The sequence below is a fragment of the Enterobacter sp. 200527-13 genome (assembly GCF_027924865.1).
GTDB classification, from domain to species: domain Bacteria; phylum Pseudomonadota; class Gammaproteobacteria; order Enterobacterales; family Enterobacteriaceae; genus Enterobacter; species Enterobacter ludwigii.
The window spans coordinates 1,702,637-1,725,756 of record NZ_BSCM01000001.1 but is presented as its reverse complement, the minus strand read 5'-3'; the positions used below and the strand labels follow the sequence as shown (position 1 = coordinate 1,725,756).

At 56.0% G+C, this 23,120-nt stretch carries 18 protein-coding genes; 10 read left to right on the top strand and 8 right to left on the bottom strand.

The genetic code is table 11. From position 1 onward, the window contains the following. Positions 1–294 precede the first annotated feature (294 nt). Positions 295–3,819: a pyruvate:ferredoxin (flavodoxin) oxidoreductase gene (nifJ, locus tag QMG44_RS08225; RefSeq protein WP_086532466.1), complete on the bottom strand. Its 3,525-nt coding sequence runs from the start codon at positions 3,817–3,819 to the stop codon at positions 295–297. A gap of 273 nt (positions 3,820–4,092) precedes the next feature. On the opposite strand from nifJ, the gene QMG44_RS08220 reads away from it, so the two are divergent. Then, positions 4,093–4,359 (top strand): DUF333 domain-containing protein, encoded by a 267-nt coding sequence (locus QMG44_RS08220; RefSeq protein WP_014170276.1) that lies wholly within the window; start codon positions 4,093–4,095, stop codon positions 4,357–4,359. Here the strand turns inward: QMG44_RS08220 and hslJ are convergent, their stop codons facing one another. The 4 genes from hslJ to QMG44_RS08200 form a co-directional block, all read right to left on the bottom strand. Next, entirely contained in the window at positions 4,360–4,797 is a 438-nt protein-coding gene (gene hslJ, locus QMG44_RS08215) for a heat shock protein HslJ (RefSeq protein ID WP_014170275.1), read from the bottom strand. A 126-nt stretch (positions 4,798–4,923) separates the two neighbouring features. Then, positions 4,924–5,052 carry a DUF2474 domain-containing protein gene (locus QMG44_RS08210; RefSeq protein WP_014170274.1) on the bottom strand — a complete coding sequence of 43 codons (129 nt, stop codon included), beginning with the start codon at positions 5,050–5,052 and terminating at the stop codon, positions 4,924–4,926. Next, the gene (gene cydB, locus QMG44_RS08205) at positions 5,052–6,062 is read right to left on the bottom strand and encodes a cytochrome d ubiquinol oxidase subunit II (protein ID WP_086532467.1); all 1,011 of its coding nucleotides are present in this window, start codon (positions 6,060–6,062) and stop codon (positions 5,052–5,054) included. The genes QMG44_RS08210 and cydB overlap by 1 nt, the downstream gene beginning before the upstream one ends. Continuing rightward, a complete protein-coding gene (locus QMG44_RS08200) occupies positions 6,062–7,462 on the bottom strand; it encodes a cytochrome ubiquinol oxidase subunit I (protein WP_086532468.1) in 1,401 nt (466 codons plus the stop codon). Before QMG44_RS08200 ends, cydB begins: the two co-directional genes overlap by 1 nt. A gap of 394 nt (positions 7,463–7,856) precedes the next feature. Here QMG44_RS08200 and QMG44_RS08195 point away from each other — a divergent pair, with 394 nt between their 5' ends. The 9 genes from QMG44_RS08195 to QMG44_RS08155 all read left to right on the top strand — a co-directional run bounded on the left by QMG44_RS08195 (position 7,857) and on the right by QMG44_RS08155 (position 16,350). Then, positions 7,857–8,045 carry a hypothetical protein gene (locus QMG44_RS08195; RefSeq protein ID WP_020884014.1) on the top strand — a complete coding sequence of 63 codons (189 nt, stop codon included), beginning with the start codon at positions 7,857–7,859 and terminating at the stop codon, positions 8,043–8,045. An 82-nt stretch (positions 8,046–8,127) separates the two neighbouring features. After that, complete coding sequence (locus tag QMG44_RS08190) at positions 8,128–9,537, top strand: PLP-dependent aminotransferase family protein (protein WP_281853069.1); 1,410 nt, start codon at positions 8,128–8,130, stop codon at positions 9,535–9,537. Between the two features lie 273 nt (positions 9,538–9,810). Continuing rightward, entirely contained in the window at positions 9,811–10,956 is a 1,146-nt protein-coding gene (gene ydcS / locus QMG44_RS08185) for a putative ABC transporter substrate-binding protein YdcS (RefSeq protein WP_044866723.1), read from the top strand. Between the two features lie 15 nt (positions 10,957–10,971). After that, the gene (locus tag QMG44_RS08180; protein WP_086532469.1) at positions 10,972–11,985 is read left to right on the top strand and encodes an ABC transporter ATP-binding protein; all 1,014 of its coding nucleotides are present in this window, start codon (positions 10,972–10,974) and stop codon (positions 11,983–11,985) included. Between the two features lie 43 nt (positions 11,986–12,028). Continuing rightward, complete coding sequence (locus QMG44_RS08175; protein ID WP_086532929.1) at positions 12,029–12,931, top strand: ABC transporter permease; 903 nt, start codon at positions 12,029–12,031, stop codon at positions 12,929–12,931. Next, the gene (locus QMG44_RS08170; RefSeq protein WP_086532470.1) at positions 12,921–13,727 is read left to right on the top strand and encodes an ABC transporter permease; all 807 of its coding nucleotides are present in this window, start codon (positions 12,921–12,923) and stop codon (positions 13,725–13,727) included. The genes QMG44_RS08175 and QMG44_RS08170 overlap by 11 nt, the downstream gene beginning before the upstream one ends. A 24-nt stretch (positions 13,728–13,751) precedes the next feature. Beyond that, positions 13,752–15,176, top strand: a complete 1,425-nt coding sequence (gene patD, locus QMG44_RS08165) for an aminobutyraldehyde dehydrogenase (RefSeq protein ID WP_025204109.1) — start codon at positions 13,752–13,754, stop codon at positions 15,174–15,176. A gap of 155 nt (positions 15,177–15,331) precedes the next feature. After that, positions 15,332–15,505, top strand: a complete 174-nt coding sequence (locus QMG44_RS08160) for a GhoT/OrtT family toxin (RefSeq protein WP_032670341.1) — start codon at positions 15,332–15,334, stop codon at positions 15,503–15,505. 86 nt (positions 15,506–15,591) lie between these two features. Further along, positions 15,592–16,350 (top strand): alpha/beta fold hydrolase, encoded by a 759-nt coding sequence (locus tag QMG44_RS08155; protein WP_049022276.1) that lies wholly within the window; start codon positions 15,592–15,594, stop codon positions 16,348–16,350. Between the two features lie 33 nt (positions 16,351–16,383). On the opposite strand, the gene QMG44_RS08150 is transcribed toward QMG44_RS08155, so the two are convergent. Genes QMG44_RS08150 through QMG44_RS08140 form a run of 3 tightly spaced genes read right to left on the bottom strand, consistent with a single transcriptional unit; the run spans position 16,384 to position 22,893 of the window. Beyond that, positions 16,384–18,558 carry a virulence factor SrfC family protein gene (locus tag QMG44_RS08150; RefSeq protein ID WP_281853068.1) on the bottom strand — a complete coding sequence of 725 codons (2,175 nt, stop codon included), beginning with the start codon at positions 18,556–18,558 and terminating at the stop codon, positions 16,384–16,386. Further along, a complete protein-coding gene (locus tag QMG44_RS08145; RefSeq protein ID WP_063156463.1) occupies positions 18,555–21,536 on the bottom strand; it encodes a virulence factor SrfB in 2,982 nt (993 codons plus the stop codon). The genes QMG44_RS08150 and QMG44_RS08145 overlap by 4 nt, the downstream gene beginning before the upstream one ends. A gap of 4 nt (positions 21,537–21,540) precedes the next feature. After that, a complete protein-coding gene (locus QMG44_RS08140; RefSeq protein ID WP_040017597.1) occupies positions 21,541–22,893 on the bottom strand; it encodes an SrfA family protein in 1,353 nt (450 codons plus the stop codon). Positions 22,894–23,120: the final 227 nt, after the last annotated feature.

Here is a 23,120-nt window from a genome sequence, read left to right as displayed (position 1 = left end):
AAATATAATTGTTACGAGTTAAGTTAATTCTTAACCGGATTATGCGACGGAAATAGTCATTGGTTTTATGAATGATTTAAAGCTAATCATATTAAATAAAAATTATTAATTGCCCATTAAATCGGGTAATCTCAGCGGCGTTATATGCCTTTAAGATTTTTCATCCATAATTTATGTGAATGTCATTTAGTGAATTAACGTCATATTCATTAATTATCTGGACTCGCCCGGTGTGAATACATCGGGCTTTTTTTATGGCAAAAAAATGCCCGGACAAGCCGGGCAGCAGGAGCGTCAGTCGCGGGTGGGTTTTTCCGCTTTTCCGGCCATTTGCGCCAGGAAATCATACCGTTTTTGCAGATCGGCGGCGGCATCTTTCCACAACTGCTCGGCCACCTCTGGTTGTTGCGCGTTGAGGCGACGGAAGCGCTGTTCCTGCATTAACGTTTCGGCCAGCGCATCGGAAGGCGGGCGTGAATCCAGCGCCAGAGGCAATTTACCTTCATCGGCGCGGCGCGGGTCGAACCGGTAGAGCGGCCAGAAGCCGGTTGCGGTCAGCTGGCGCATCTGATCGTGGCTGAGTGCCAGGTCGTAGCCATGCTCTTCACACGGGCTGTAGGCAATGATCAGCGACGGACCCGGGTAGGCTTCCGCTTCCTGAATGGCTTTCACCGTCTGGTTCAGCTGCGCGCCCAGCGAGATTTGCGCGACATACACATGGCCGTACATCATCATGCTGACGCCGAGATCTTTACGCGCCTTGCGCTTGCCGTGTTCACCAAACTTAGTTACTGCGCCAAGCGGGGTAGCTTTTGACGCCTGGCCACCGGTGTTGGAATAGCACTGCGTATCCAGAACCAGAATGTTGACGTTTTCGGTGAGGCTTAACACGTGATCCAGCCCGCCAAAGCCGATGTCATACGCCCAGCCGTCACCGCCAATCAGCCAGATTGATTTTTCCACCAGCGCGTCAGCGTCGGTCAACAGCTGCCCGGCACCTTCCACGTCCTGCAGAGCGTTGCGCAGTTCCGCAACCTGCTCACGACGACGTTCTGGCGTTGCATCGGCGTGCAATGCGTCATTCAGCTCCGCCGGGATGTGGCCAGCAAACTGTTCCAGTAACCGCATCACGCGTGCGCGGTGCTGGTCAACGGTCAGACGGAAGCCCAGACCAAACTCGGCGTTATCCTCAAACAACGAGTTCGCCCATGCCGGACCGCGGCCATGGGCGTCGGTGGTGTACGGCGTGGAAGGCAGATTACCGCCATAGATTGATGAACAGCCCGTGGCGTTAGCGATCAACATTCTGTCGCCGTACAGTTGCGTGAGCAGCTTGATATACGGCGTTTCACCGCAGCCGGAGCAGGCGCCTGAATACTCGAACAGCGGAGTAATGAGCTGCGAGGTACGAATATCAATACGCTCCAGCGTGCTGCGGTCGATCTCCGGCAGGTTCAGGAAGAAGTCATAATTTACCTTCTCTTCTTCGACATGCTCGAGGCGCGACATCATATTGATGGCTTTGATGTCCGGATCCTGACGATCTTTCGCCGGACAGACCTCAACGCACAGATTACATCCGGTACAATCTTCCGGAGCGACCTGCAGAACATACTTCTGTCCGCGCATATCACGGGATTTCACATCAAGTGAATGCAGGCTGGTCGGGGCGTCTTCCATCGCTTCCGGGGAGACCACTTTGGCACGAATGGCCGAGTGCGGGCAGGCTGCCACGCAGTGGTTGCACTGGGTACACAGCTCCTCTTTCCAGATGGGGATTTCTTCGGCGATGTTGCGTTTTTCCCAGCGCGTGGTGCCCATCGGCCAGGTGCCATCGGGTGGCAGTGCGGAGACGGGAAGGGCATCACCCAGCCCGGCCAGCATGGCTGCCGTCACGGTTTTCACGAAATCCGGTGCCGCGTCAGAAACCACCGGTGGACGGTTCGGGCTGGACGCATCAACCGCTTGCAGCGGTACTTCAAATAAAGACTCGCGCGCCAGCGCCAGCGCCTGCCAGTTACGCTCGACCAGCTCCTGACCTTTACTGCTGTAGCTTTTGGCAATCGCCCCCTGCAGTTCCATTAGCGCGCTGTCTCCCGGCAGGATCTGCGTCAGGTGGAAGAAGGCCATTTGCATCACGGTGTTAATTCGCGCGGCAAGACCACACTCGCGGGCAATTTTTGCAGCGTTAATGACGTAGAAGCGGGCTTTTTTCTGGTTCAGCACCGCCTGCACTTCCTGCGGTAGCCGCGACCAGACTTCATCCACGCTGTACGGCGTATTGAGCAGGAAAATACCGCCCGGTTTCAGGCGCTCTGCCATCTGGTACTTATCGATGAACTGCAGCTGGTGACAGCCCACAAAATCAGCCTGCGAGATAAGGTACGCCGAGCGGATAGGGTGCTCGCTGACACGCAGGTGGGAAACGGTCAGCCCGCCTGCTTTTTTGGAGTCGTAGACAAAATACCCCTGGGCATACCACGACGTGGAGTTCCCGATAATCTTAATGTTGTTCTTGGTCGCGGAGACGCTACCGTCGCTGCCCAGTCCATAAAACAGCGCCTCGAGTTTTGCGGTGGAAGGCAGTGTGTTTTCCGGCAGGGGCAGAGAGAGGTTGGTCACGTCATCATAAATACCGACGGTAAAGCGCGGTTTTGGTTTAGCCTCGCTCAGCTCATTAAACACCGCCAGCACACAGTCCGGGCCAAATTCTTTGGAGGACAACCCATAGCGACCCCCGATCACGCGGGGCAGTGTTTCGCGCTCACCGCAATTAAACGCTTCGGCCAGCGCGGACATGACGTCCAGATACAGAGGTTCTGCGTGGGCGCCAGGCTCTTTAGTGCGATCGAGCACCGCCACGGTGCGCGCGCTTTCCGGCAGGGCGGAGAGCAAATGTCGCGCGGAAAACGGCCGGTAGAGCCGCACTTTGAGCACGCCGATTTTTTCACCACGGGTCAGCAGTTCATCCACCACCTCTTCACAGGTGCCAATGGCTGACCCCATGAGCACAATGACCCGTTCCGCCTGCGGATGACCGTAGTATTCAAACGGTTTGTATTGACGTCCGGTGGCCGCGGCAAAATCATCCATCGCCTGCTCAACGTGAGCATAAACGGCGTTGTACCACGGGTTTGTTGCTTCCCGGGACTGGAAATAGGTATCCGGGTTGGCCGATGTCCCGCGGATCACCGGGTGTTCCGGGTTCAGCGCACGGGCGCGATGCGCGTCGATTTCCGCCTGCGGCAGAAGATTGAGGAGGGTGTCGTCAGCCAGCGGAACGATTTTATTGATTTCGTGAGAGGTACGAAAACCATCAAAGAAATGAATAAAGGGCACGTGACTCTTCAGCGTCGCCATGTGCGAAATTAACGCGAAGTCCTGTGCTTCCTGAACGCTGCTGGCGCACAGCATGGCGCAACCGGTCTGGCGGACGGCCATCACGTCTGAGTGATCGCCAAAGATGGAGAGGGCGTGTGTTGCAACGGTTCGTGCGGCAACGTGAAGCACAAACGGGGTAAGTTGTCCTGCCAGTTTATAGAGCGTCGGGATCATCAACAATAATCCCTGCGACGACGTGAATGACGTCGACAAAGCACCGGTCTGCAGCGCCCCGTGGACGGTCGCGATAGCGCCAGCCTCAGACTGCATTTCCACGACTCTTGGGACGTCGCCCCAGACGTTTTTCAGTCCGTTGCCCGCCCAGGCATCGGCCTGTTCGGCCATCGTAGAACTTGGCGTAATTGGGTAGATGGCGATAACTTCACTGGTGCGAAACGCGACGGACGCGACTGCACCATTACCGTCAATAGTTTGCATAGGACAACACCCTTACATTGCGCAAAAAAAGGAGCCCGAAAAAAACACAACGGGCTTTGAATATTATTCCCTTAGTTTAGCAAAGGTCGGATTTTACGATTTTCGCTTTTGTGTCCTCGGTATTCTCGCCATCAATGAGTAGATCAATCTTTTGGCGAAAAAATTGCGAGAAATTGTTTCAGGAGCGCATAAATACGCACTTTCGCTCTCGACGACACGGCATGTGATGCCTATTATGCATAGGTTTCGCATTATTAATGGGGGAGAGAGAGCATGCGTTCAGCATTTTGGGTCGGGTGTGCCGCGTTATTATTATCGGCATGCAGCAGTGAACCTGTTCAGCAGGCAACGGCGGCACACGTAACGCCGGGAATGAAAGCGGCGATGTCCAGCTCCGGACAAGCCAACTGCGCGATGATTGGCGGCTCGCTGTCTGTTGCCCGCCAGCTTGACGGCTCAGCTATCGGGATGTGCGCATTGCCAAACGGCAAACGCTGCAGTGAACAGTCGCTTGCCGTAGGATCCTGCGGAAACTACTGATTACTCCGCACGCTTAAACATTAGCGTTTTATCGGCTGTCGCCAGCGTTAACTGGTCTTCAGTCAGGTCGACCTGCGCCCCTTTGCGCAGCATGTCGCCAATGGCCTGATCCAGTTCGTTTAACTGTGGTTCGGTACAGAGCTTGCGCGTCATGGCGAGCGTTTTGACCTTGAGCTCACCTTCGGACAATTTCCCCTGTCCGTTAAACGTGTTACACATCACGCCGGAAACGCTAATGTTATTAACCAGACTGATATCAGACAGGGCTTTGAAGCTGATCTCTGGTTGCGTTGTCGTGGCCTTAACGGCTTTCCCGTCCACATTCTCCAGCACAAAACGGTGGCTCTTAAGTTGGTCCGGCTGAACGGAGGCTTTACCAGGATTAACGCACCCGGTGAGGACAAGACTGATAACACTTAACGCAATGAGCTTTTTCATTTTTCTTCTCAGACGATAGATACTGTGAATCTTTTTTCAGTGTAACGATACTCTGCCGTGCGTTAATGGGGTTTATCTGAAAGTGCGGGCGGGTACCGGGCAACGTTGTCGTTGCCCGCAATACGATCAGTGCGATTTAAACCCTGCGGCCGTCATTAACATGCGAAAGAGCATACTGACCGCCGCCAGTGCCAGTACGCTGCCGCCCCAGATAATGGCCAGCCACATGACTCTTTTCCAGAAAGGTTGTTGCATCAGTGATAACCCTCTCCATGCTGTACTTTTCCGCGAAACACGTAGTAACTCCAGAAGGTGTAGACCAGAATCACGGGAATGATCAACAACGCGCCCACCAGCATAAAGCCCTGACTTTGTGTCGGAGCCGCCGCCTGCCAGAGCGTGATTGACGGGGGAATAATGTGCGGCCAGATGCTGATCCCAAGTCCGCTAAAGCCGAGAAAAATCAGCCCTAACGTCAGGATAAACGGCAGATGATGGCTCTCTGGGTTCTTCAGGCAACGCCACTGACACAGGCTCAGGATCACCACCAGCGCCGGCACGGGCAGCAGGAAGAAGAGATTCGGCAGGGTAAACCAGCGCGCGGCGATGGCCGGCTGCGCCAGTGGCGTCCAGAGGCTGATTACTGCAATGAATACCAGAAACAGGGTCAGGAGCGTTCTGGATACCCGTCGCATTCGCTGTTGCAGCGCGTTTTCGCTTTTCATCACCAGCCATGTCGAGCCTAACAGCGCGTAGGCCACCACCAGACCTGCGCCGCAGAACAGGTTAAAAACGGTCAGCCAGTCGAACGGTCCGCCACTGTAGGCACGCCCGGTGACGCTAAAGCCGTTAATCACCGCGCCCACCGTCATGCCCTGGGTAAAGGTCGCCAGGATCGAGCCGCCAATAAACGCTTTATCCCAGAAAGGGCGGTGTGCCGGCGTGGCTTTAAAACGAAACTCAAATGCCACGCCCCGGAAAATAAGTCCGATCAGCATTAACGTCAGCGGAATAGTGAGGGCATCAATAATGACCGCATAGGCCAGCGGAAATGCGCCAAACAGCGCTGCACCGCCGAGCACCAGCCAGGTTTCATTGCCGTCCCAGACCGGCGCAACGCTGTTCACCATCACATCGCGATCGTCGGCATCAGGCGTAGCCGGGAACAGGATACCTATCCCCAGGTCAAAACCATCCATCACGATATACATCAGCGTGGCAAAGACGATGATAACAAACCAGATAATGGAAAGATCGATACCCATTATGGTTGCTCCTTATGTTCAGTAGTAACGGCAGAAAGCGGGCGTGCGGGACGTCCATCGGACTCGTTGGCAAACGATTCATGAGGCTGAGGTCCTTTTTTAATCAGGCGGACCATATAGCTGTAACCCACGCCAAATACGGAGGTGTAGACGACGAAGAAGGCCAGCAGACTCACGCTCATATGCAAGTCACCATGCGCAGAAACCGCATCCTTTGTTCGCTGAAGCCCGTAGACGACCCACGGCTGGCGGCCCACTTCGGTAGTGACCCATCCGGCCAGGATGGCAATCAGCCCGGTGGGTCCCATCAGGAGGGCAAACCACAGGAAGGGACGCGAAGCGTACACGCGCTTTTTATAACGTAACCAGAGCGCCGTTACCCCAAGCAACAGCATCAGCATGCCTAAGCCCGCCATAATGCGGAATGACCAGAAGACGATGGTGGAATTTGGCCGGTCTTCCTTTGGAAATTCTTTCAGTGCCGGAACCTGTTTGTCGAGGCTGTGCGTCAGAATAAGGCTGCCAAGCGTCGGGATCTCCAGCCCAAAGCGGGTGCGCTCCTGTTCCATATCCGGCCAGCCAAACAGCAGCAACGGGGTGGGTTCACCCGGTGGGTTCTCCCAGTGGCCTTCAATGGCTGCTATTTTAGCGGGCTGATGCTTCAGGGTGTTCAACCCGTGCATATCACCCACCATCGCCTGAAGGGGAGCCACAATCAGGGTCATCCACAGCGCCATGGAAAACATCGCGCGGATGGCGGGGGTGTTGTTTCCGCGCAGCAAATGCCAGGCTGCGGATGCGCCGACAAACAGGGCGCTACTCAGGAAGGCCGCTATCGACATATGCAGCAGGCGATACGGGAAGGAGGGGTTAAACACCACGGCAAACCAGTCTACCGGCACCACCTGTCCGTTGACGATTTCAAAGCCCTGTGGTGTCTGCATCCAGCTGTTTGATGAGAGGATCCAGAAGGTTGAGATAACGGTCCCCAGCGCCACCATGCAGGTTGCAAAGAAATGCAGACCCGGCCCGACTTTATTCCAGCCGAACAGCATAACGCCGAGGAATCCTGCCTCGAGGAAGAAGGCAGTAAGCACTTCGTAGGTCAGGAGCGGGCCGGTAATACTGCCGGCAAATTGTGAAAACCCACTCCAGTTGGTCCCAAACTGGTAGGCCATGACCAGCCCGGAGACCACGCCCATACCGAAGTTAACGGCAAAAATCTTCGACCAGAAATGGTACAGCGAACGCCAGACCGGGTTTTTGGTTTTCAGCCACAGGCCTTCTAGCACAGCGAGATAACTCGCCAGACCGATGGTGATTGCCGGGAAAATAATGTGGAAGGATACGGTAAAGGCAAACTGTATCCGTGCAAGATGAAAAGCATCTAAACCAAACATGCACAACCTCAATGTCAAACGGTGTGCTGTTATGGTATAGGGGCGAAATAACCAGTATCAGACGCAGAAAAGCGAAATTTACCTATAACAGTTCATGAAAATATCACGCTTTGCACATCTGATATAGCTTGCGTGAGAGAATAAAAAAATTATTTTTATGAATTTTATGCATTAAACAGCTTGCCTTGTTATCAACAACATGCGTTAATGGCCCTCTGGGTTTGAGTCCAAATAAACATCTGACGTAGTTTTATAAAGCAGTTCTCATCACGTTGTGCCTCTCCGCAGCCTCTCTTGGGTCTTTTTCTACACTCCGATTAGTTTTTGTTTCAAACCACTATCGCCTGAAGGGCCCATTAAGCAATTAACGTTTTTACGTTTACAGGAGAATCCTATGACTTCTTATATCCATTTCCGCTGCCCATGCTGCCATGGTTCGCAGTACCGTACCTCAGCTTTTGATGTGTCTGAGAAAAACCCGTTCGGTGCAAAATGCATTTTTTGCAAATCGTCGATGATTACCCTCGATCATCTGGCCGCTGCCCGCCACGCTCAGCGTAACGTCACCGAACTGCGTAAGTGATGCATCTGGCTAACTATAACAGTTAGCAAAATCTTCTCTTTTTCTCCTGCTGATATACACTGTCGGTCATAAGGAGAATCTGATGAAAAAATACCAGCGTCTGGCGCAACAAATTATCTCGCAGATCGAGCTTGGCGTATGGTTGCCGGGCGATAAGCTGCCTTCTCTGCGAGAGCAGGTCGCGAGCAGCGGCATGAGTTTTATGACCGTTGGCCACGCGTATCAGATGCTGGAAAGCCAGGGGCGTATCGTCGCCAGGCCGCAGTCGGGCTATTACGTTGCCTCGCGCCCGACCGCCCAACAACCTGCGCCGCCTGCCCAGGTGATGCGGGACGAAGTGGTGGATATCAACACCTATATCTTAGACGTATTACAGGCCAGCCGCGACCCGTCGGTGGTTCCTTTCGCTTCTGCTTTCCCCGACCCCCGGCTTTTCCCGCTGCAGCAACTTAACCGTTCGCTGGCCAATGTCAGTAAAACCGCCACAGCAATGAGCGTAATTGAGAACCTGCCTCCGGGTAACGTTGACCTTCGCCACGCCATTGCCCGCCGCTATGCGCAGCAGGGAATGAATATCTCGCCGGATGAGATTGTCATTACCGCAGGCGCACTCGAAGCCCTGAATCTTAGCCTGCAGGCCGTTACCGAGCCTGGTGACTGGGTGATTGTCGAAAACCCCTGTTTCTACGGTGCGCTACAGGCGCTGGAACGCCTGAAACTCAAAGCGCTGTCGGTGGCGACGGACGTCCGCGAAGGGATCGATCTGAATGCGCTTGAGCAGGCGCTCAATGAGTATCCGGTCAAAGCCTGCTGGCTCATGACCAACAGTCAAAATCCCCTCGGCTTCACGCTCAGCGCAGAGAAAAAAGCGCACCTGGTCGCGCTTCTCGCCAGGCACAACGTCACCCTGATCGAAGATGATGTCTACAGCGAACTCTATTTTGGCCGGGAGAAACCTCTGCCAGCGAAAGCCTGGGATCGTGACGATATGACGCTGCACTGCTCGTCCTTCTCGAAATGTCTGGTGGCGGGGTTTCGCATCGGCTGGGTGGCGGCAGGTAAACATGCGCGACGCATTCAGCAGCTACAGCTGATGAGCACCTTATCGACCAGTTCACCCATGCAGCTGGCGCTGGTGGATTACCTGGCGACAAAACGCTATGACGCCCATCTTCGCCGCCTGCGACGCACGCTGGCCGAACGCAAACAGCAGGCGTGGCAGTCGCTTTTACGCCATATGCCGGCAGGCGTCAAAATTCATCACAACGACAGCGGCTATTTTTTATGGCTGGAACTCCCGGCGCAGCTGGATGCCGGGCTGCTGAGTGAGAAAGCGCTAATGCACCACATCAGTATTGCCCCCGGTAAGATGTTTTCGACCTCTGACGCCTGGACACCGTTCTTCCGGTTTAATACCTCCTGGGCGTGGGGGGAGCGGGAAGAACAGGCTGTGATTCAGTTAGGGAAATTAATTAGCAGCATGCTCGAATAATAATCTCCGCACCTTTCTAAAATAATCATTCCTTATCCTGATGGCGGCACGGCGAATATTCCGCAGTACCGCATCATAGGAAATCTGCATACCGCCTCTCAACGCTAACTCCTTGTCTATAATCCAGTTAACGGGGAATGCGCCCTCGGTCACACCTTGATGAAATTTCTTTAAGCCGCACGGTACGGCGCATTTGCGCGGTCTACGTTTAATAAGGGAGATATTTTTACGGCACGGCTGCCGCTAAATTTCATTGCGACAGGAGTAATTCTTATGAGCAAAAAATTTGCCCGCAGCAGCCTGTGCGCGCTCGGCATGACCCTCATGACAGCGCACGCCGCAGAGCCACCGAAGGCTATCGGCGACGGGGAAGGACGACTGGATATTATTGCCTGGCCCGGGTACATCGAACGGGGACAAACCGATAAAAATTATGACTGGGTCACGCAGTTCGAAAAAGAGACCGGCTGCGCGGTGAACGTTAAAACCGCGGCCACCTCGGATGAAATGGTTAGCCTGATGGCGAAAGGAGGATACGATCTGGTCACTGCCTCGGGCGATGCCTCACTGCGCCTGATCATGGGGAAACGCGTTCAGCCGATTAACCCCGACCTTATCCCAAACTGGAAAACCCTCGACCCGCGGATCGTCAAAGGTGAATGGTTTAACGTCGGCGGCAACGTCTACGGCACGCCGTATCAGTGGGGGCCAAACCTGCTGATGTACAACAGCAAAACGTTCCCGACGCCGCCGGACAGCTGGAGCGTCGTCTTTACGAAACAGGATTTACCTGACGGTAAAACCAATCAGGGCCGCGTGCAGGCCTATGATGGCCCGATTTACATCGCCGATGCGGCGCTGTTTGTCAAAGCCACGCAGCCGCAGCTGGGTATCACCGACCCGTACCAGCTAACAGAAAAACAGTATGCCGCCGTACTGAAGGTGTTGCGTGACCAGCATGCGCTGATCCACCGCTACTGGCATGACACCACCGTTCAGATGAGCGACTTTAAAAATGAAGGCGTAGTGGCCTCCAGCGCCTGGCCCTATCAGGCCAATGCCCTGAAAGCGGAGAACCAGCCTGTCGCCACTGTTTTCCCGAAAGAAGGGGTAACCGGCTGGGCGGACACCACCATGCTGCACGCGCAGGCCAAGCACCCGATGTGCGCCTACAAATGGATGAACTGGTCGCTGACGCCTAAGGTGCAGGGCGATCTGGCGGCCTGGTTTGGCTCGCTGCCCGTGGTGCCGGAAGGGTGTAAAGCCAGCACATTGCTCGGCGATAAAGGCTGCGAAACGAACGGCTACAACTATTTCGACAAAATCATGTTCTGGAAAACCCCGATTGCAGAAGGCGGCAAATTCGTTCCTTACAGCCGCTGGACACAGGATTACATCGCCATCATGGGCGGCCGTTAATCGCAGGAGCAGAACATGACGTACGCAGTAGAGTTTAATGACGTTTCCCGTCTGTACGGTGACGTGCGGGCGGTGGATGGGGTCACCATTGCTATTCATGACGGAGAGTTTTTCTCCATGCTGGGGCCTTCGGGCTCCGGCAAAACTACCTGCCTGCGTCTGATCGCCGGTTTTGAGCAGCTGTCAGGCGGCGCAATCAAAATCTTCGGTAAAGAGGCGAGCGCACTTCCCCCCTGGGAACGCGATGTGAATACCGTGTTCCAGGATTATGCGTTGTTCCCGCATATGTCGATCCTCGACAACGTCGCGTACGGGCTCATGGTCAAAGGTATCGACAAGAAAACGCGCCATGCGCAGGCGCGTCAAGCGCTGGAAAAAGTGGGGCTAAGCTTTGCTGTCACGCGTAAGCCTTCGCAGCTTTCCGGCGGGCAACGTCAACGTGTCGCCATCGCGCGGGCGCTGGTCAATGAACCCCGGGTATTACTGCTGGATGAACCGCTCGGCGCGCTCGATCTTAAACTGCGTGAACAGATGCAGTTCGAGCTGAAAAAGCTGCAGCAGAAGCTCGGCATTACCTTTATTTTCGTCACTCACGATCAGGGGGAAGCCCTGTCGATGTCTGACCGGGTCGCGGTTTTCAATAATGGCCGCATTGAGCAAGTCGACACCCCGCGCGATCTCTATATGCGTCCAGGAACGCCCTTCGTGGCGAGCTTTGTCGGGACCTCAAACGTGTTTGACGCCGGTATGGCACACAACGTGTGCGGGATGGAAGGCATCTATTCTTTACGACCGGAACATATTCGCCTCAATGAGAGCGGTGAGGTTCAGGTTGAGGGCGTGGTGCAGGCAGTACAGTATCAGGGGGCAGCAACGCGACTTGAACTAAAACTCGCTGACGGTGCAAAACTGCTGGTCAGCCAGGCCAATTTTAGCGATGCCGCAACGCTGAGCGGTGTGACGCCGGGACAGGCGGTGATGGCGTCGTGGTCACGGGATGCCATGGTTCGCCTGCAAGAGGAGAGGTGACATGAACACGCATCTCGCGGCGCCTCCCGCCCACCGTAGCCGCATGAGCCGTCTTACCGCACTGTTCTGGCGTAAGCCATCGCTTGGGCTGTTCCTGCTGCTGCTCGCGCCGCTAATGTGGTTTGGCATCGTTTATCTGGGATCGCTTCTCACGCTTTTATGGCAAGGGTTTTATACCTTTGACGATTTCACCATGGCGGTCACGCCGGAACTGACGTTTGCCAATATCATGGCGCTTTTTAATCCGGCAAACTATGACATCATTCTGCGTACGCTGATGATGGCCATTGCGGTGACCATCGCCAGCGCTATCCTCGCGTTTCCGATGGCCTGGTACATGGCACGTTACACCCGCGGCAAGTGGAAGGCGTTCTTCTATATCGCCGTGATGCTGCCAATGTGGGCCAGCTATATTGTTAAAGCCTATGCCTGGACGCTGTTGCTGGCGAAAGACGGGGTGGCGCAGTGGTTTCTGAGCCACCTGGGGCTCGAGCCGATCCTGACCGCAATCCTTACGCTACCGGCCATTGGCGGAAACACGCTTTCCACCTCCGGGCTGGGGCGTTTTCTGGTGTTCGTCTATATCTGGCTGCCGTTTATGATCCTGCCGGTACAGGCGGCGCTGGAGCGGCTGCCCGCGTCGTTGCTGCAGGCTTCAGCCGATCTCGGCGCGCGACCACGCCAGACTTTTCGTTACGTCGTTTTGCCGCTGGCAATCCCGGGCATTGCGGCAGGGTCAATCTTCACTTTTTCCCTGACGCTGGGCGATTTCATTGTTCCACAGCTGGTGGGGCCGCCGGGGTACTTTATTGGCAATATGGTCTATTCCCAGCAGGGTGCTATCGGCAATATGCCCATGGCCGCGGCCTTCACCCTGGTGCCAATTGTCCTCATCTCTCTTTATCTGGCGTTCGTGAAACGTCTGGGAGCATTCGATGCACTCTGAACGCGCACCGTTGTTCCTGAAAGTGGCAGCCTGGGGAGGCGTTATCTTCCTTCATTTCCCGCTGCTGATTATTGCGACCTACGCCTTCAACACCGAAGACGCCGCGTTCAGTTTTCCGCCGGAGGGGTTGACCTTGAAGTGGTTCACCGTGGCAGCGGGGCGTGGCGACATCATTGAATCAGTGACGTTGTCACTTCAAATCGCTGCGCTGTCGACGGCTATCGCGCTGGTGCTTGGCACGCTTGCTGCAGCGGCGCTGTGGCGAAGCGCGTTTTTTGGCAAAAATGCGATCTCGCTGTTGCTGCTGTTGCCGATTGCGTTACCGGGGATTATCACCGGTCTGGCGCTGTTGACGGCATTTAAAACCATTGACCTTGAGCCGGGTTTTTTCACCATCGTGGTTGGTCACGCCACGTTCTGCGTGGTGGTGGTGTTTAACAACGTGATTGCCCGTTTCAGACGCACCTCCTGGAGTCTGGTCGAGGCGTCAATGGATCTGGGGGCCGACGGCTGGCAAACCTTCCGTTACGTGGTCCTGCCGAATCTCGGTTCGGCGTTGCTGGCCGGGGGGATGCTGGCGTTTGCACTCTCGTTTGACGAAATCATCGTCACAACATTTACCGCGGGACACGAGCGCACGTTACCGCTGTGGTTGCTTAATCAGCTCGGGCGTCCGCGCGACGTGCCGGTCACCAACGTCGTTGCACTGCTGGTGATGCTGGTCACAACCCTACCCATTCTGGGAGCCTGGTGGCTCACCCGCGACGGCGAAAACAGTGCCGGAAGCGGGAAATAACATTGATTTCAACAGGACAATGCTATGCAAACACAACTGCTGATAAATGGTGAACTGGTCGCCGGAGACGGGGAAAAACAGCCGGTCTATAACCCTGCCACCGGAGAGGTACTTCTGGAGATTGCTGAAGCGTCAGCAGCGCAGGTCGACGCGGCGGTCCAGGCCGCCGATCGCGCATTCATTGAATGGGGACAAACCACGCCTAAAACGCGTGCCGAGTGTCTGCTGAAGCTGGCTGACGTGATTGAAGCCCACGGCGAAGAGTTTGCCCGTCTCGAATCGCTCAATTGCGGTAAGCCACTGCACTGTGCGTTGGGAGATGAAATTCCGGCTGTGGTCGACGTTTTCCGCTTCTTTGCCGGCGCCGCCCGCTGCCTGAACGGGCTGGCCGCCGGCGAATATCTTGACGGTCACACATCGATGATACGCCGCGATCCGGTGGGCGTGGTCGCCTCCATTGCGCCATGGAACTATCCGCTGATGATGGCGGCATGGAAGCTGGCACCCGCGCTGGCCGCGGGTAACTGTGTGGTGATCAAACCTTCGGAGATTACCCCACTGACGGCCCTCAAGCTGGCGGAACTGGCGAAAGACATCTTCCCGGCAGGCGTTCTGAACGTTCTGTTTGGCCGCGGAAAAACGGTCGGCGATCCGCTGACCGGCCACGAAAAGGTGCGTATGGTGTCGCTCACCGGTTCTATTGCCACCGGCGAACATATTATTGGACACACGGCGTCCTCGATTAAACGCACCCATATGGAGCTGGGCGGCAAAGCCCCGGTTATCGTTTTCGACGATGCCGATCTTGATGCGGTTGTTGAAGGGGTACGTACTTTCGGTTTCTACAATGCCGGGCAGGATTGTACGGCAGCCTGCCGTATTTATGCGCAGAAAGGCGTTTATGCCGCGCTGGTGGAAAAACTGGGTGCCGCGGTGGCGAGCCTGAAGATGGGCGCGCCGGAGGAGGAAACCACCGAGCTGGGCCCGCTCAGTTCCGAAGCCCATCTTTCACGCGTCTGTAAGGCGGTTGATGAGGCTAAAGCCCTGAGCCATATTCGCGTGGTGACCGGCGGCAGCAAAAAAGAGGGGGCAGGCTACTATTTCCAGCCAACCCTTCTGGCAGGGGCAAAACAGGACGATGCTATCGTTCAGCGTGAAGTGTTTGGCCCGGTTGTAAGTGTCACCGAGTTTGATGACGAAGCGCAGGTGCTGGCATGGGCGAACGATTCGCAGTACGGCCTGGCGTCATCGGTCTGGACCCGCGATGTAGGGCGTGCCCACCGGATGAGCGCGCGTCTGCAGTACGGCTGCACCTGGGTTAATACCCATTTTATGCTGGTGAGCGAAATGCCGCACGGCGGGATGAAGTTATCCGGCTACGGCAAAGATATGTCGGTGTACGGCCTTGAAGATTATACCGTTGTTCGCCACGTGATGATAAAGCTCTAAGCCCCCATGCCCGGTCGCATTCAGCGCCGGGCATTCTCTGCCTGCAGTACATATCCCATATTATTCAGATGGTTATTCTGTAACGAAAAAACTTGATCTGTATCAACATATGACGCATATTGCGTGCGGTTATTTTTTCGGCTCTGGTAAACAGAATGACGTTGTATCAAAAGATGTTGGTTTTTTACGCAATCATGGCTTCTGTCTGTGCATTAATTACCTGGTTCCTCTCTAAAGACCGCAAACGTATCCGACTGCTCAGTGCTTTTCTGGTGGGGTCAACCTGGCCAATGAGCTTTCCCGTTGCGCTGTTGATCTCGCTTTTCTGAAGCACGCTTCCCGTTTTAAAAGATGAACATAGCATTCCAGACACGAAGACTGTATAAATACACAGTGAATCGTTAAAGGAGTGCTTATGAACAGTTTTTACTCGCAGCAGGCCGGCTGCGTTGTGCGCTGGCACGATCTTCCCGGCTCTGGCGATCCTGTGGTGTTTATTCACGGGTTAGGCTGCGCCTCTTCTTATGAATATCCTCGTATCGTCTCTGACGCCCGGTTTGGTGCGCGCAGAGCCATTCTTATCGATCTCCCGGGCAGCGGTTACAGCGACAAACCCGTGCAGTATCGTTATCGCACCAGCGAGCAGGCGCGAGTGGTGGCTGAACTGTTGGACCATCTCAAACTCAATAGCTTCTGGCTATATGGTCATAGTATGGGTGGCAGCATTGCTATCGAGGTAGCAGGACTGATGGCGCCACGTGTAAAAGGGTTGATGGTGTCGGAACCCAATTTTCACGCCGGGGGTGGCATGTTCAGCCGCTCTATTGCAGCACAGACGGAACAACAGTTCCTGGCGCAGGGGTATGATGCGCTGCTCAGTGCAGAAACCTCACCCTGGGCGGGCAGTCTGCAAAGCAATGCGCCGTATGCCGTGTGGCGTGGCGCGTCCAGCCTGGTGGAAGGGGTAGAGCCGGAATGGGAGGTTCAGTTTTTGTCTCTGCGCTGCCCGGTGACGTTGATTTTCGGCGAGTGGTCCCTGCCTGATGATGATGTGGACTCTCTGCAAAAGCGGGGCGTTGAAGTGAAAATCATCCCAGCGGCCGGACACTCCATGTCCTGGGAAAATCCGTCGGCACTGGCGCAGACGTTAGCAGAGTGTATGACCACGACCTGAAAGGATAGCCCGCATCTCTGCGGGCCAGGAACGCTAACGTAACAGGGCTTGTAAGGCCTGGCGTGCGGCAGGCTGTACATCGTGCGGGTGGCGGAAATCGATGTTCTCTATTGCCCGGCTATAGAGGGCGACCAGCCAGTCATAGACATACACCGTTGCCGCATGTACGGGTTGTTCTCCCAGACGCGTCAGGCGCGGCGCGGTACTGTTGACCACCGGCGTAACAAAGATTGCCTGGCCTTTACGGATGCGGCTCGCCGGGCGTGCCTCTGCGGGTGTCCGATCGTAGCCCAGCCAGCCAATGAAGTTGCCCATCACGGCATGCAGTTGGGCTGCACTGCTCTTGTCGGTTTCAACGATGTTCTGCAACTGCTGCGGCAGGTTCAGTCGGTAGCTGGCCACCACCAGAACGTCAGCAATTTGCTGCAAAACAGCGGGTTCCAGCCCAAGGCGCGCGGCAGTGGCATCGTTGCGGCTCCACTGGCGCAGATGGTTTATCCAGACTTTATGTGCCAGGCGAGCTTTGTCTTTGGTCTGGAATGGACTGGCGTTCTCCTGGGCATGCTCGGCAAACAGGTCAATGGTATCCGTAAACAGTCCGTTCACCTGCTCCTCGCGGGGCTGCTGAACGGCCAGCAGGGTTTCAAAGGCTTTAAGCGGCGGCAGAAGACCTTCAAGCAGTTCACCGTGGCGGGCAGCGGAGCTTTGCAGAACGCGCACCATGTTTTCGGCCTGAGTTCGCCTGGCGCCGGGTTCCTCAACCAGCGGTGCCAGATACCCCTTCATCAGGGCCGAGAGTTCCTGGCGCAGCATTGCTTTCAGCGTGCTAAGACGCTTCTGTCGCTGAGCGGATAACGTGGCCTGAGACAACCACTCGATCACGCGCTGCATGCTGTGGCTGTCCAGCGCCTGCAGTGTCCCCCAGCGCACACCCGGTTTGCCCAACAGGTGCTGTACCGTTTCATCAAGGTTCTGACGGGTGGTAAAACGTGCGTCGTGAGGCGTAATCGCCCACACCAGCCCCGGCAGGGCGGATTCTTCAACCGGCTGAGTCTCTTTGACCCAGTTCATCAGCACCCGGGCTTTTTTAGCCGTTTGCTCGTGCTGGGCTGTCGCATTGCAGATAACAAGCACGTCCGGTTGCAGCTGCTGGCGATAATGCTCTAGCAACCACTGGCATTTAGCCTGATTCAGTGTATCGGCGCTGTTATCTGAAAAGACCGGAATATCAATAATATCGACATTATCCAGGGCGCTGCTTTCGACCGGCAAGACCAGCTCACGCGTCAGGAAGGCGAGCGTATCGACAGGGATACTGATGGCGTTAAGCATCTCGCCGTTGTTCAGCGGATGAAGCAGCGTCTCCTGGGCCTCCGGAAGGGAAAAGGTGCCGTGAGTCAGGAACCCTTCGCCCGGCAGCCCGAAGTTATCGACCAGCAGGCTGAGCGGGGCGGCGAGTGCTCCGGCATGGCTGGTCTGATGCAGGACATGAGCGAGCTTTAACCACTGCTGGGTCAACTCCTGTTGCTCACCCCACAGCAGCGACCAGACGCTGGCACGCGTGCTGAGATCGAGCGAAGGGACCAGCTGTGCAAACTGATGCCACAGGGCATCATCAATTTGTTGTTTCGCGGCAGGTACTGAGCTTTGCCAGAAGCGGGCGATGGCACCCACGTCCTGAGCCGTAATACCAGGAACGCCCTGCGGCTGGCGCAGGCCACGCCACTTCTCCAGGCGCGTCTCAATGACCGCTTTATCCACGGCGCGGATGTCCGGCTGCAGCGTGGTGCGGGCGATAAACAGCTGAACCAGCTCTGCCTCTGTCACCAGGCTCAGGCGCAGCGGGAACGCCTCATCCATCACCTCTGTATTTCCGCGGGTGAACCGCACGGCCATGTTGGTCAGGGCATGTCCCGGATTAATGTGCGAAAAATAGTCAAATGTACGCTGGCCTGGCGTAACGTTCAGGCGGCCATTACCGCTGCCGCACAGCGATAAAAGCAGATGCGCTTTAGCACTCTGAGAATGACCGTAAAGTCCAATACTGCCCGGGCGTGACAGGGCGCGGTCAATGGCCTGCTCCCGTGCCTGCGTCGCGTTGATGCGCGCAAGAAGGGCATCGGCCTCGTTATCCAGCACAGGGGCGTTCAGGCGCGTCTCATTTATCCACCCGATTAAGGCCTGAGTGGTGGTCATCGTCGCAGTCATTTCAGGTATACGCTCCCGCTGTCGATCCAGTAGTGGCTGCCGCTATGACGGCGATCGGCCAGAGTATTCAGTTTGAAGGTTAAAGCATCAGGCGGAACCGGCGTCCCGTCCTGCAACCAGGCATCGCTCAGCGCGAAGGATTCAGGCCCTTCATGCTTATTGCCGCCGCAAAGTTTGAGCCGCACGTTCAGCACGCCGTCACCCGCAATCGCTTTGGCCAGTTCGGCCGAGTTGATGCTAAGCGTATAGAGCGGCGTTGCCGGCCAGCGCGCGTTCGCCAGCTGGCGGAAACCGAGCGTCACATTTCCGCGCAGCGGGAAGTGCAGACGAGCGTCGAGTTTCGCACCCGGTTTATCCAGGTCGATATCCTGATACCAGACGTTTTCTTCACGCAGGGTGTTTACGGTGTTATCCAGGACACCCAGATAGCGAACAGTCGAATATGCACCGATATCCGCGGCTTTAAAGTTAAAGCGCGGCAGTCGCAGGTCAAGCGCCAGACTGCAAAGCATCGCGCCGACGGCGGCAGTCGATTTTGGATTACCAATGCGTCCTTGCTGGCTGAACGGGTACCATTCATGAACCTGGTATTTATCCAGCCAGACGATGCGATTAACCGGCACCGGCTGCAGGTGGCGAATAAGCGCCTGAACGCCAGGCAGGCAGCCCGGACGCCCCGTGATCAGCAGAATATCGCAGCTGTAATGTGAAATGGCCTCGCACACCGCATGCAGGGGTGACGCCAGCGTGAACTGGCCTGCCAGCATCGCATCCTGCATTTCACGGAAATTCACGTGCAGCGGAACGGCAAACAGATCGAAGGCCTCTGAACCTGCCGGCAAGGCATGATCGACGGCCTGTTGCAGATAATTCATCACGTTGCGGGTCGGTTTCTGCGACAGCAAATCGCCAAAGGTGGCATGCAAGCCTGCCATCGGATCGTCGATGTCGCTGGATTCCCACGCGGCAAGGATGGCGTGACCAATCGGCATAAAGAGCTGAAGCGCCGTTTGCTGGCGCAATACCGCCTGAGTATCGATACGTCCTGAGTCACCAAACAGCGAGGCCATCAGCAGAGAGGCATCGGCGATACCGGACTTCTGCAGCTGGGTTTGCAGGGCGGGTAACACATAGCGCTGGATGACGTCCAGCAGGGTGTCGTCACCGGCCACTTTAAACCCTTCACGGAACAGCAGCTGCGGCGTGATTTTGACGTTGTTACCGGAGCCGTCATCCAGCTGATAATGGGTGATCGCCATGTCGGTTGTGCCACCGCCAATGTCGATAGAGGCGACACGCAGCGAGCGCCCCGGCTGAACGCCTGGTTCAGGTTCACGATCCGGGCGGGCGAGGGAGGCGAAGAACGCTTCCGTCTGACCACCAAAATGTGAGATTGCTTCGTTATACAGCCACACCAGTTGACCACAGCTGGCCTCGTCCCACTCCATCTGGATTGCAGGTACCGGCACCACGCTTTTTTCCTGGTGCTTACGGGTGGCAAAATCGTCGTCCTGCGGGTGCCAGCCCATCGCTTTCCAGACGATAGCGATCGCTTCGAACATGCGGCGACGGAAGATCTCGCGTTCCTGCTTCGGCATCGCCGAGGGCAGGGTCAGGATCAGCGTACGCAGCTGGCGTGGCGAGGCCGGAAAGCCCAGACGCAGGCGCGTGGCAACGCTGTTGATCTGCCCCAGCGCCTGTGCCAGCAGTTCGCACAGCATATGCGTCATCAGCGTGCTGCGGCTGTACTGCGGAGAGAAGACCGGCAGTCGCTCGTCCTGCGGCAGCGTAAAGAGCGGCTCACCGTCATCGTTCATCAGGTTCATCAGCGGGAACGCGGTCGCCAGCGGTTCGCGCTGGGTTTTGCTGTTCATCTGGCTAAAGCGCCAGTCCTGGACCACCGGGGTTTCATCCCACAGGTAGCGACGTGGGCTGGAGATGCCGCTGTTACCTTCCGTGCCCAGACGGCGCGTAGCCAGTTTGCGGGCTTCATCGCCCACGCGGACAATAGACGGCCAGACAAAGGCATCTTCACGCCCACTTTCCACCGAGAAGTGCTGCTTGCCAAAACGCGCTTCTGAAAACTCCAGACGACTGGTAAACAGCGGCTCATTGAGGAACTGTGGTTCGCTTAACGAGCGCACCTGCAGTTCGGCCGTCTGGCGCAGACCGTCGTTCGCATCACCGTGATCTTCAATAATAACGCCGCAGGTATGGGTATTTCCGACGTCGAGGATCAGGTCGACCGGAATAGCCGGCGTACTGAGGGTATGGGTGACAAATTTCACTTCCGGCACGGTAAGCTGCTCCCCAAGCATGGACAGCAGGTTGAGCCAGTGTGCCTGGTACTCAAAGCTGCGCATTGCCTGCTGCAGGTCGCGTTCCGCGCGGTTTTCAACGTCGGTCGCATAGTGGGTAAACGCCTCGCGCAGCCAGCCGTCAATCCAGGTCTGGTCGAGGAAGCTTTCCACCTCATCGTCACGCCATGCCAGTCCGAAACGGGTGCCGTTGAGAATGTCATTTTCAACCGGGGACAGCGCGGCAGTAGCATGCTCTGCAATCTGGCTGTCGAGAGCGAGCGTGACGCGGTGCGTATTGCCTGCTGCATCAGGCGTTTCAAGTTTACGCACCTGGACACGCGCCCAGTTATCCGGCCCGTCAACAAAGGTACGTGGCGGATTGAAGCGCAGGAAGGGAATGGGGAGCCAGACGCCATCCAGCACCGTCAGGGACTGATGCAGTGGGATCGTGGTTTCCGGTTTCACCACTTCAGGCTGTCCGCCGTTCAATCCCGGCAGCGTGTAACGCCCGTTGACGAGATCGAAATCGAGACGCAGAAGCGGACCGTTGGCGGTTTTACGTACGAAGCGCCCGTTGCTGGCGGTGTCCTGCGGAGTCAGGCCAAAATCGAGGAATTGCACGCCGCTGTTGGCAATAAGCGTGACGCTCTGTTTATAGTCGCAAAGATTTACCAGCATAGGGTCAGGCACCTGCTTTCTTGAACGTCAGTGGAACGACGGTTTTGGCATCATAACGGGCATTACATTCAGCGACATCGCTGGTACCTGCTTTACAGGCAACTTCCGGCATCGGGTAGCGTGAACCGTCTGTGCAGCGGGCATTACCGCGACTCTTGATCATCAGTTCGCCATTGCTGTGCAGCCCGGAGAAAACCTCCACGCGGCAGACAACATTGTCACCGTGAACAACACGAGCGAAGCCTTTATTGTTCTGGATCTGATAGCGCAGCGACGGTGGTTTGCCGGTAATCGGATCTTTCACGTCGAGGATCGCACGCCATGTTCCGTTCAGAAAACGCGTCGACCCCGCTTTCACCTGGTTTGCTTCCATGACCATGGCGTCTTTCGGGATCGCCGCAATCACAACCGGCGCAGGCGCTGGGGCGGCAACGGGAGCCGGCTCTTTTTCTTTGCTCGCGACCACCTCTGCCTGATGCAGCGGTAATTTCATCGGCAGTGGCTCAACGGCTTTAATCGGCTTTGGCGCAATGGCGACAGGTTCAGGGGCAACGACAGCCACTGGCTCGGCAGAAGGGGCCTGTTTTGGCCACAGCAACGGGGTGGCAATCGCGGCAACGATCACGGCGGCAACCGGAAGCGTCCACAGGGGAACGCGGCGTTTTTTGGCTACGATCGCAGGCTCTGGCTCGGGTTCTTCCACAGGTGGCAAAGTGACCGGTGCAGGTTCAGGCGTATACAGTTCGTCCGGCGTGATGCGTACCACCGTGGCCGGGGCAATCAGCGGCTCATCGGCCTGTTCAAAGGTCAGGACTGGGGTCGGTTCCGGCTCGGGTTCAGGGTCTTCAATGACAATCGGGGCTGGCTCAGGGATCAGCGATTCGCGTAAACAGTCGAGTACGTCGTCACGCGCATTCTCATTGAGATTTACAAACCCCCAGAAGCTTATGACCGGCTTTCCATCAACCAGGAAAAGGAAATTTTCGCCGGGAAACTGAAATGCTTTCGACAGCAGGGAGCCGAAAAGCTGTTGCGCTGTTTTTGGCGACTGCAGGCACTTCTTACTCAGCGATTCAACGCTGGCCAGCGTATTTTCCAGATAGCGCAGGGCGCGATAACGATCGTCTTCGTTCGCCGCTTTCCAGCTGGTTACACAACCGTCGACCGGCGAATACCAGTCGACACGGTCGCCACCATCATTGACCTGCGGAATAGCCAGACAGTCGACAATCGCCTGTTGTTTGCGTAACCGGAGCGCTTCCCGGATTTGTAACGCTGATTCAAAAACGGCTTGTCCGCCGCCGCCAACGGCCTGAAAGTCATCCAGATTACCGCTGCGTAAAAGAGTTTTTGCCACGATTTGATCCCATATACTTCTTCACACCGTTACTTTAACGAAATCGGGAAGCAACCAAACGGAGGAAGAGACGCCAAAAGGGACGATTTCTTGTGGCATAGAAAGGTGCGGTTGTGCTTGACGAATAATAGCACTTAAGGCAAATCAACCTCTGGCGCACTGGCTGTAAAACCAGCGGAAAACGTTGCTTTAGAATAACCTGATAGTGATTCGTTATTTGCCAGGTT

Coding starts and splice junctions, on each gene's coding strand:
- QMG44_RS08145 (WP_063156463.1), bottom strand. CDS start 21,536: ATGCTGGTAAATCTTTGCGACTATAAACAGAGCGTCACGCTTATTGCC.
- cydB (WP_086532467.1), bottom strand. CDS start 6,062: ATGGGTATCGATCTTTCCATTATCTGGTTTGTTATCATCGTCTTTGCC.
- QMG44_RS08160 (WP_032670341.1), top strand. CDS start 15,332: ATGACGTTGTATCAAAAGATGTTGGTTTTTTACGCAATCATGGCTTCT.
- QMG44_RS08195 (WP_020884014.1), top strand. CDS start 7,857: ATGACTTCTTATATCCATTTCCGCTGCCCATGCTGCCATGGTTCGCAG.
- ydcS (WP_044866723.1), top strand. CDS start 9,811: ATGAGCAAAAAATTTGCCCGCAGCAGCCTGTGCGCGCTCGGCATGACC.
- QMG44_RS08175 (WP_086532929.1), top strand. CDS start 12,029: ATGAGCCGTCTTACCGCACTGTTCTGGCGTAAGCCATCGCTTGGGCTG.
- QMG44_RS08180 (WP_086532469.1), top strand. CDS start 10,972: ATGACGTACGCAGTAGAGTTTAATGACGTTTCCCGTCTGTACGGTGAC.
- QMG44_RS08220 (WP_014170276.1), top strand. CDS start 4,093: ATGCGTTCAGCATTTTGGGTCGGGTGTGCCGCGTTATTATTATCGGCA.
- nifJ (WP_086532466.1), bottom strand. CDS start 3,819: ATGCAAACTATTGACGGTAATGGTGCAGTCGCGTCCGTCGCGTTTCGC.
- QMG44_RS08200 (WP_086532468.1), bottom strand. CDS start 7,462: ATGTTTGGTTTAGATGCTTTTCATCTTGCACGGATACAGTTTGCCTTT.
- QMG44_RS08190 (WP_281853069.1), top strand. CDS start 8,128: ATGAAAAAATACCAGCGTCTGGCGCAACAAATTATCTCGCAGATCGAG.
- hslJ (WP_014170275.1), bottom strand. CDS start 4,797: ATGAAAAAGCTCATTGCGTTAAGTGTTATCAGTCTTGTCCTCACCGGG.
- patD (WP_025204109.1), top strand. CDS start 13,752: ATGCAAACACAACTGCTGATAAATGGTGAACTGGTCGCCGGAGACGGG.
- QMG44_RS08155 (WP_049022276.1), top strand. CDS start 15,592: ATGAACAGTTTTTACTCGCAGCAGGCCGGCTGCGTTGTGCGCTGGCAC.
- QMG44_RS08150 (WP_281853068.1), bottom strand. CDS start 18,558: ATGACTGCGACGATGACCACCACTCAGGCCTTAATCGGGTGGATAAAT.
- QMG44_RS08210 (WP_014170274.1), bottom strand. CDS start 5,052: ATGCAACAACCTTTCTGGAAAAGAGTCATGTGGCTGGCCATTATCTGG.
- QMG44_RS08170 (WP_086532470.1), top strand. CDS start 12,921: ATGCACTCTGAACGCGCACCGTTGTTCCTGAAAGTGGCAGCCTGGGGA.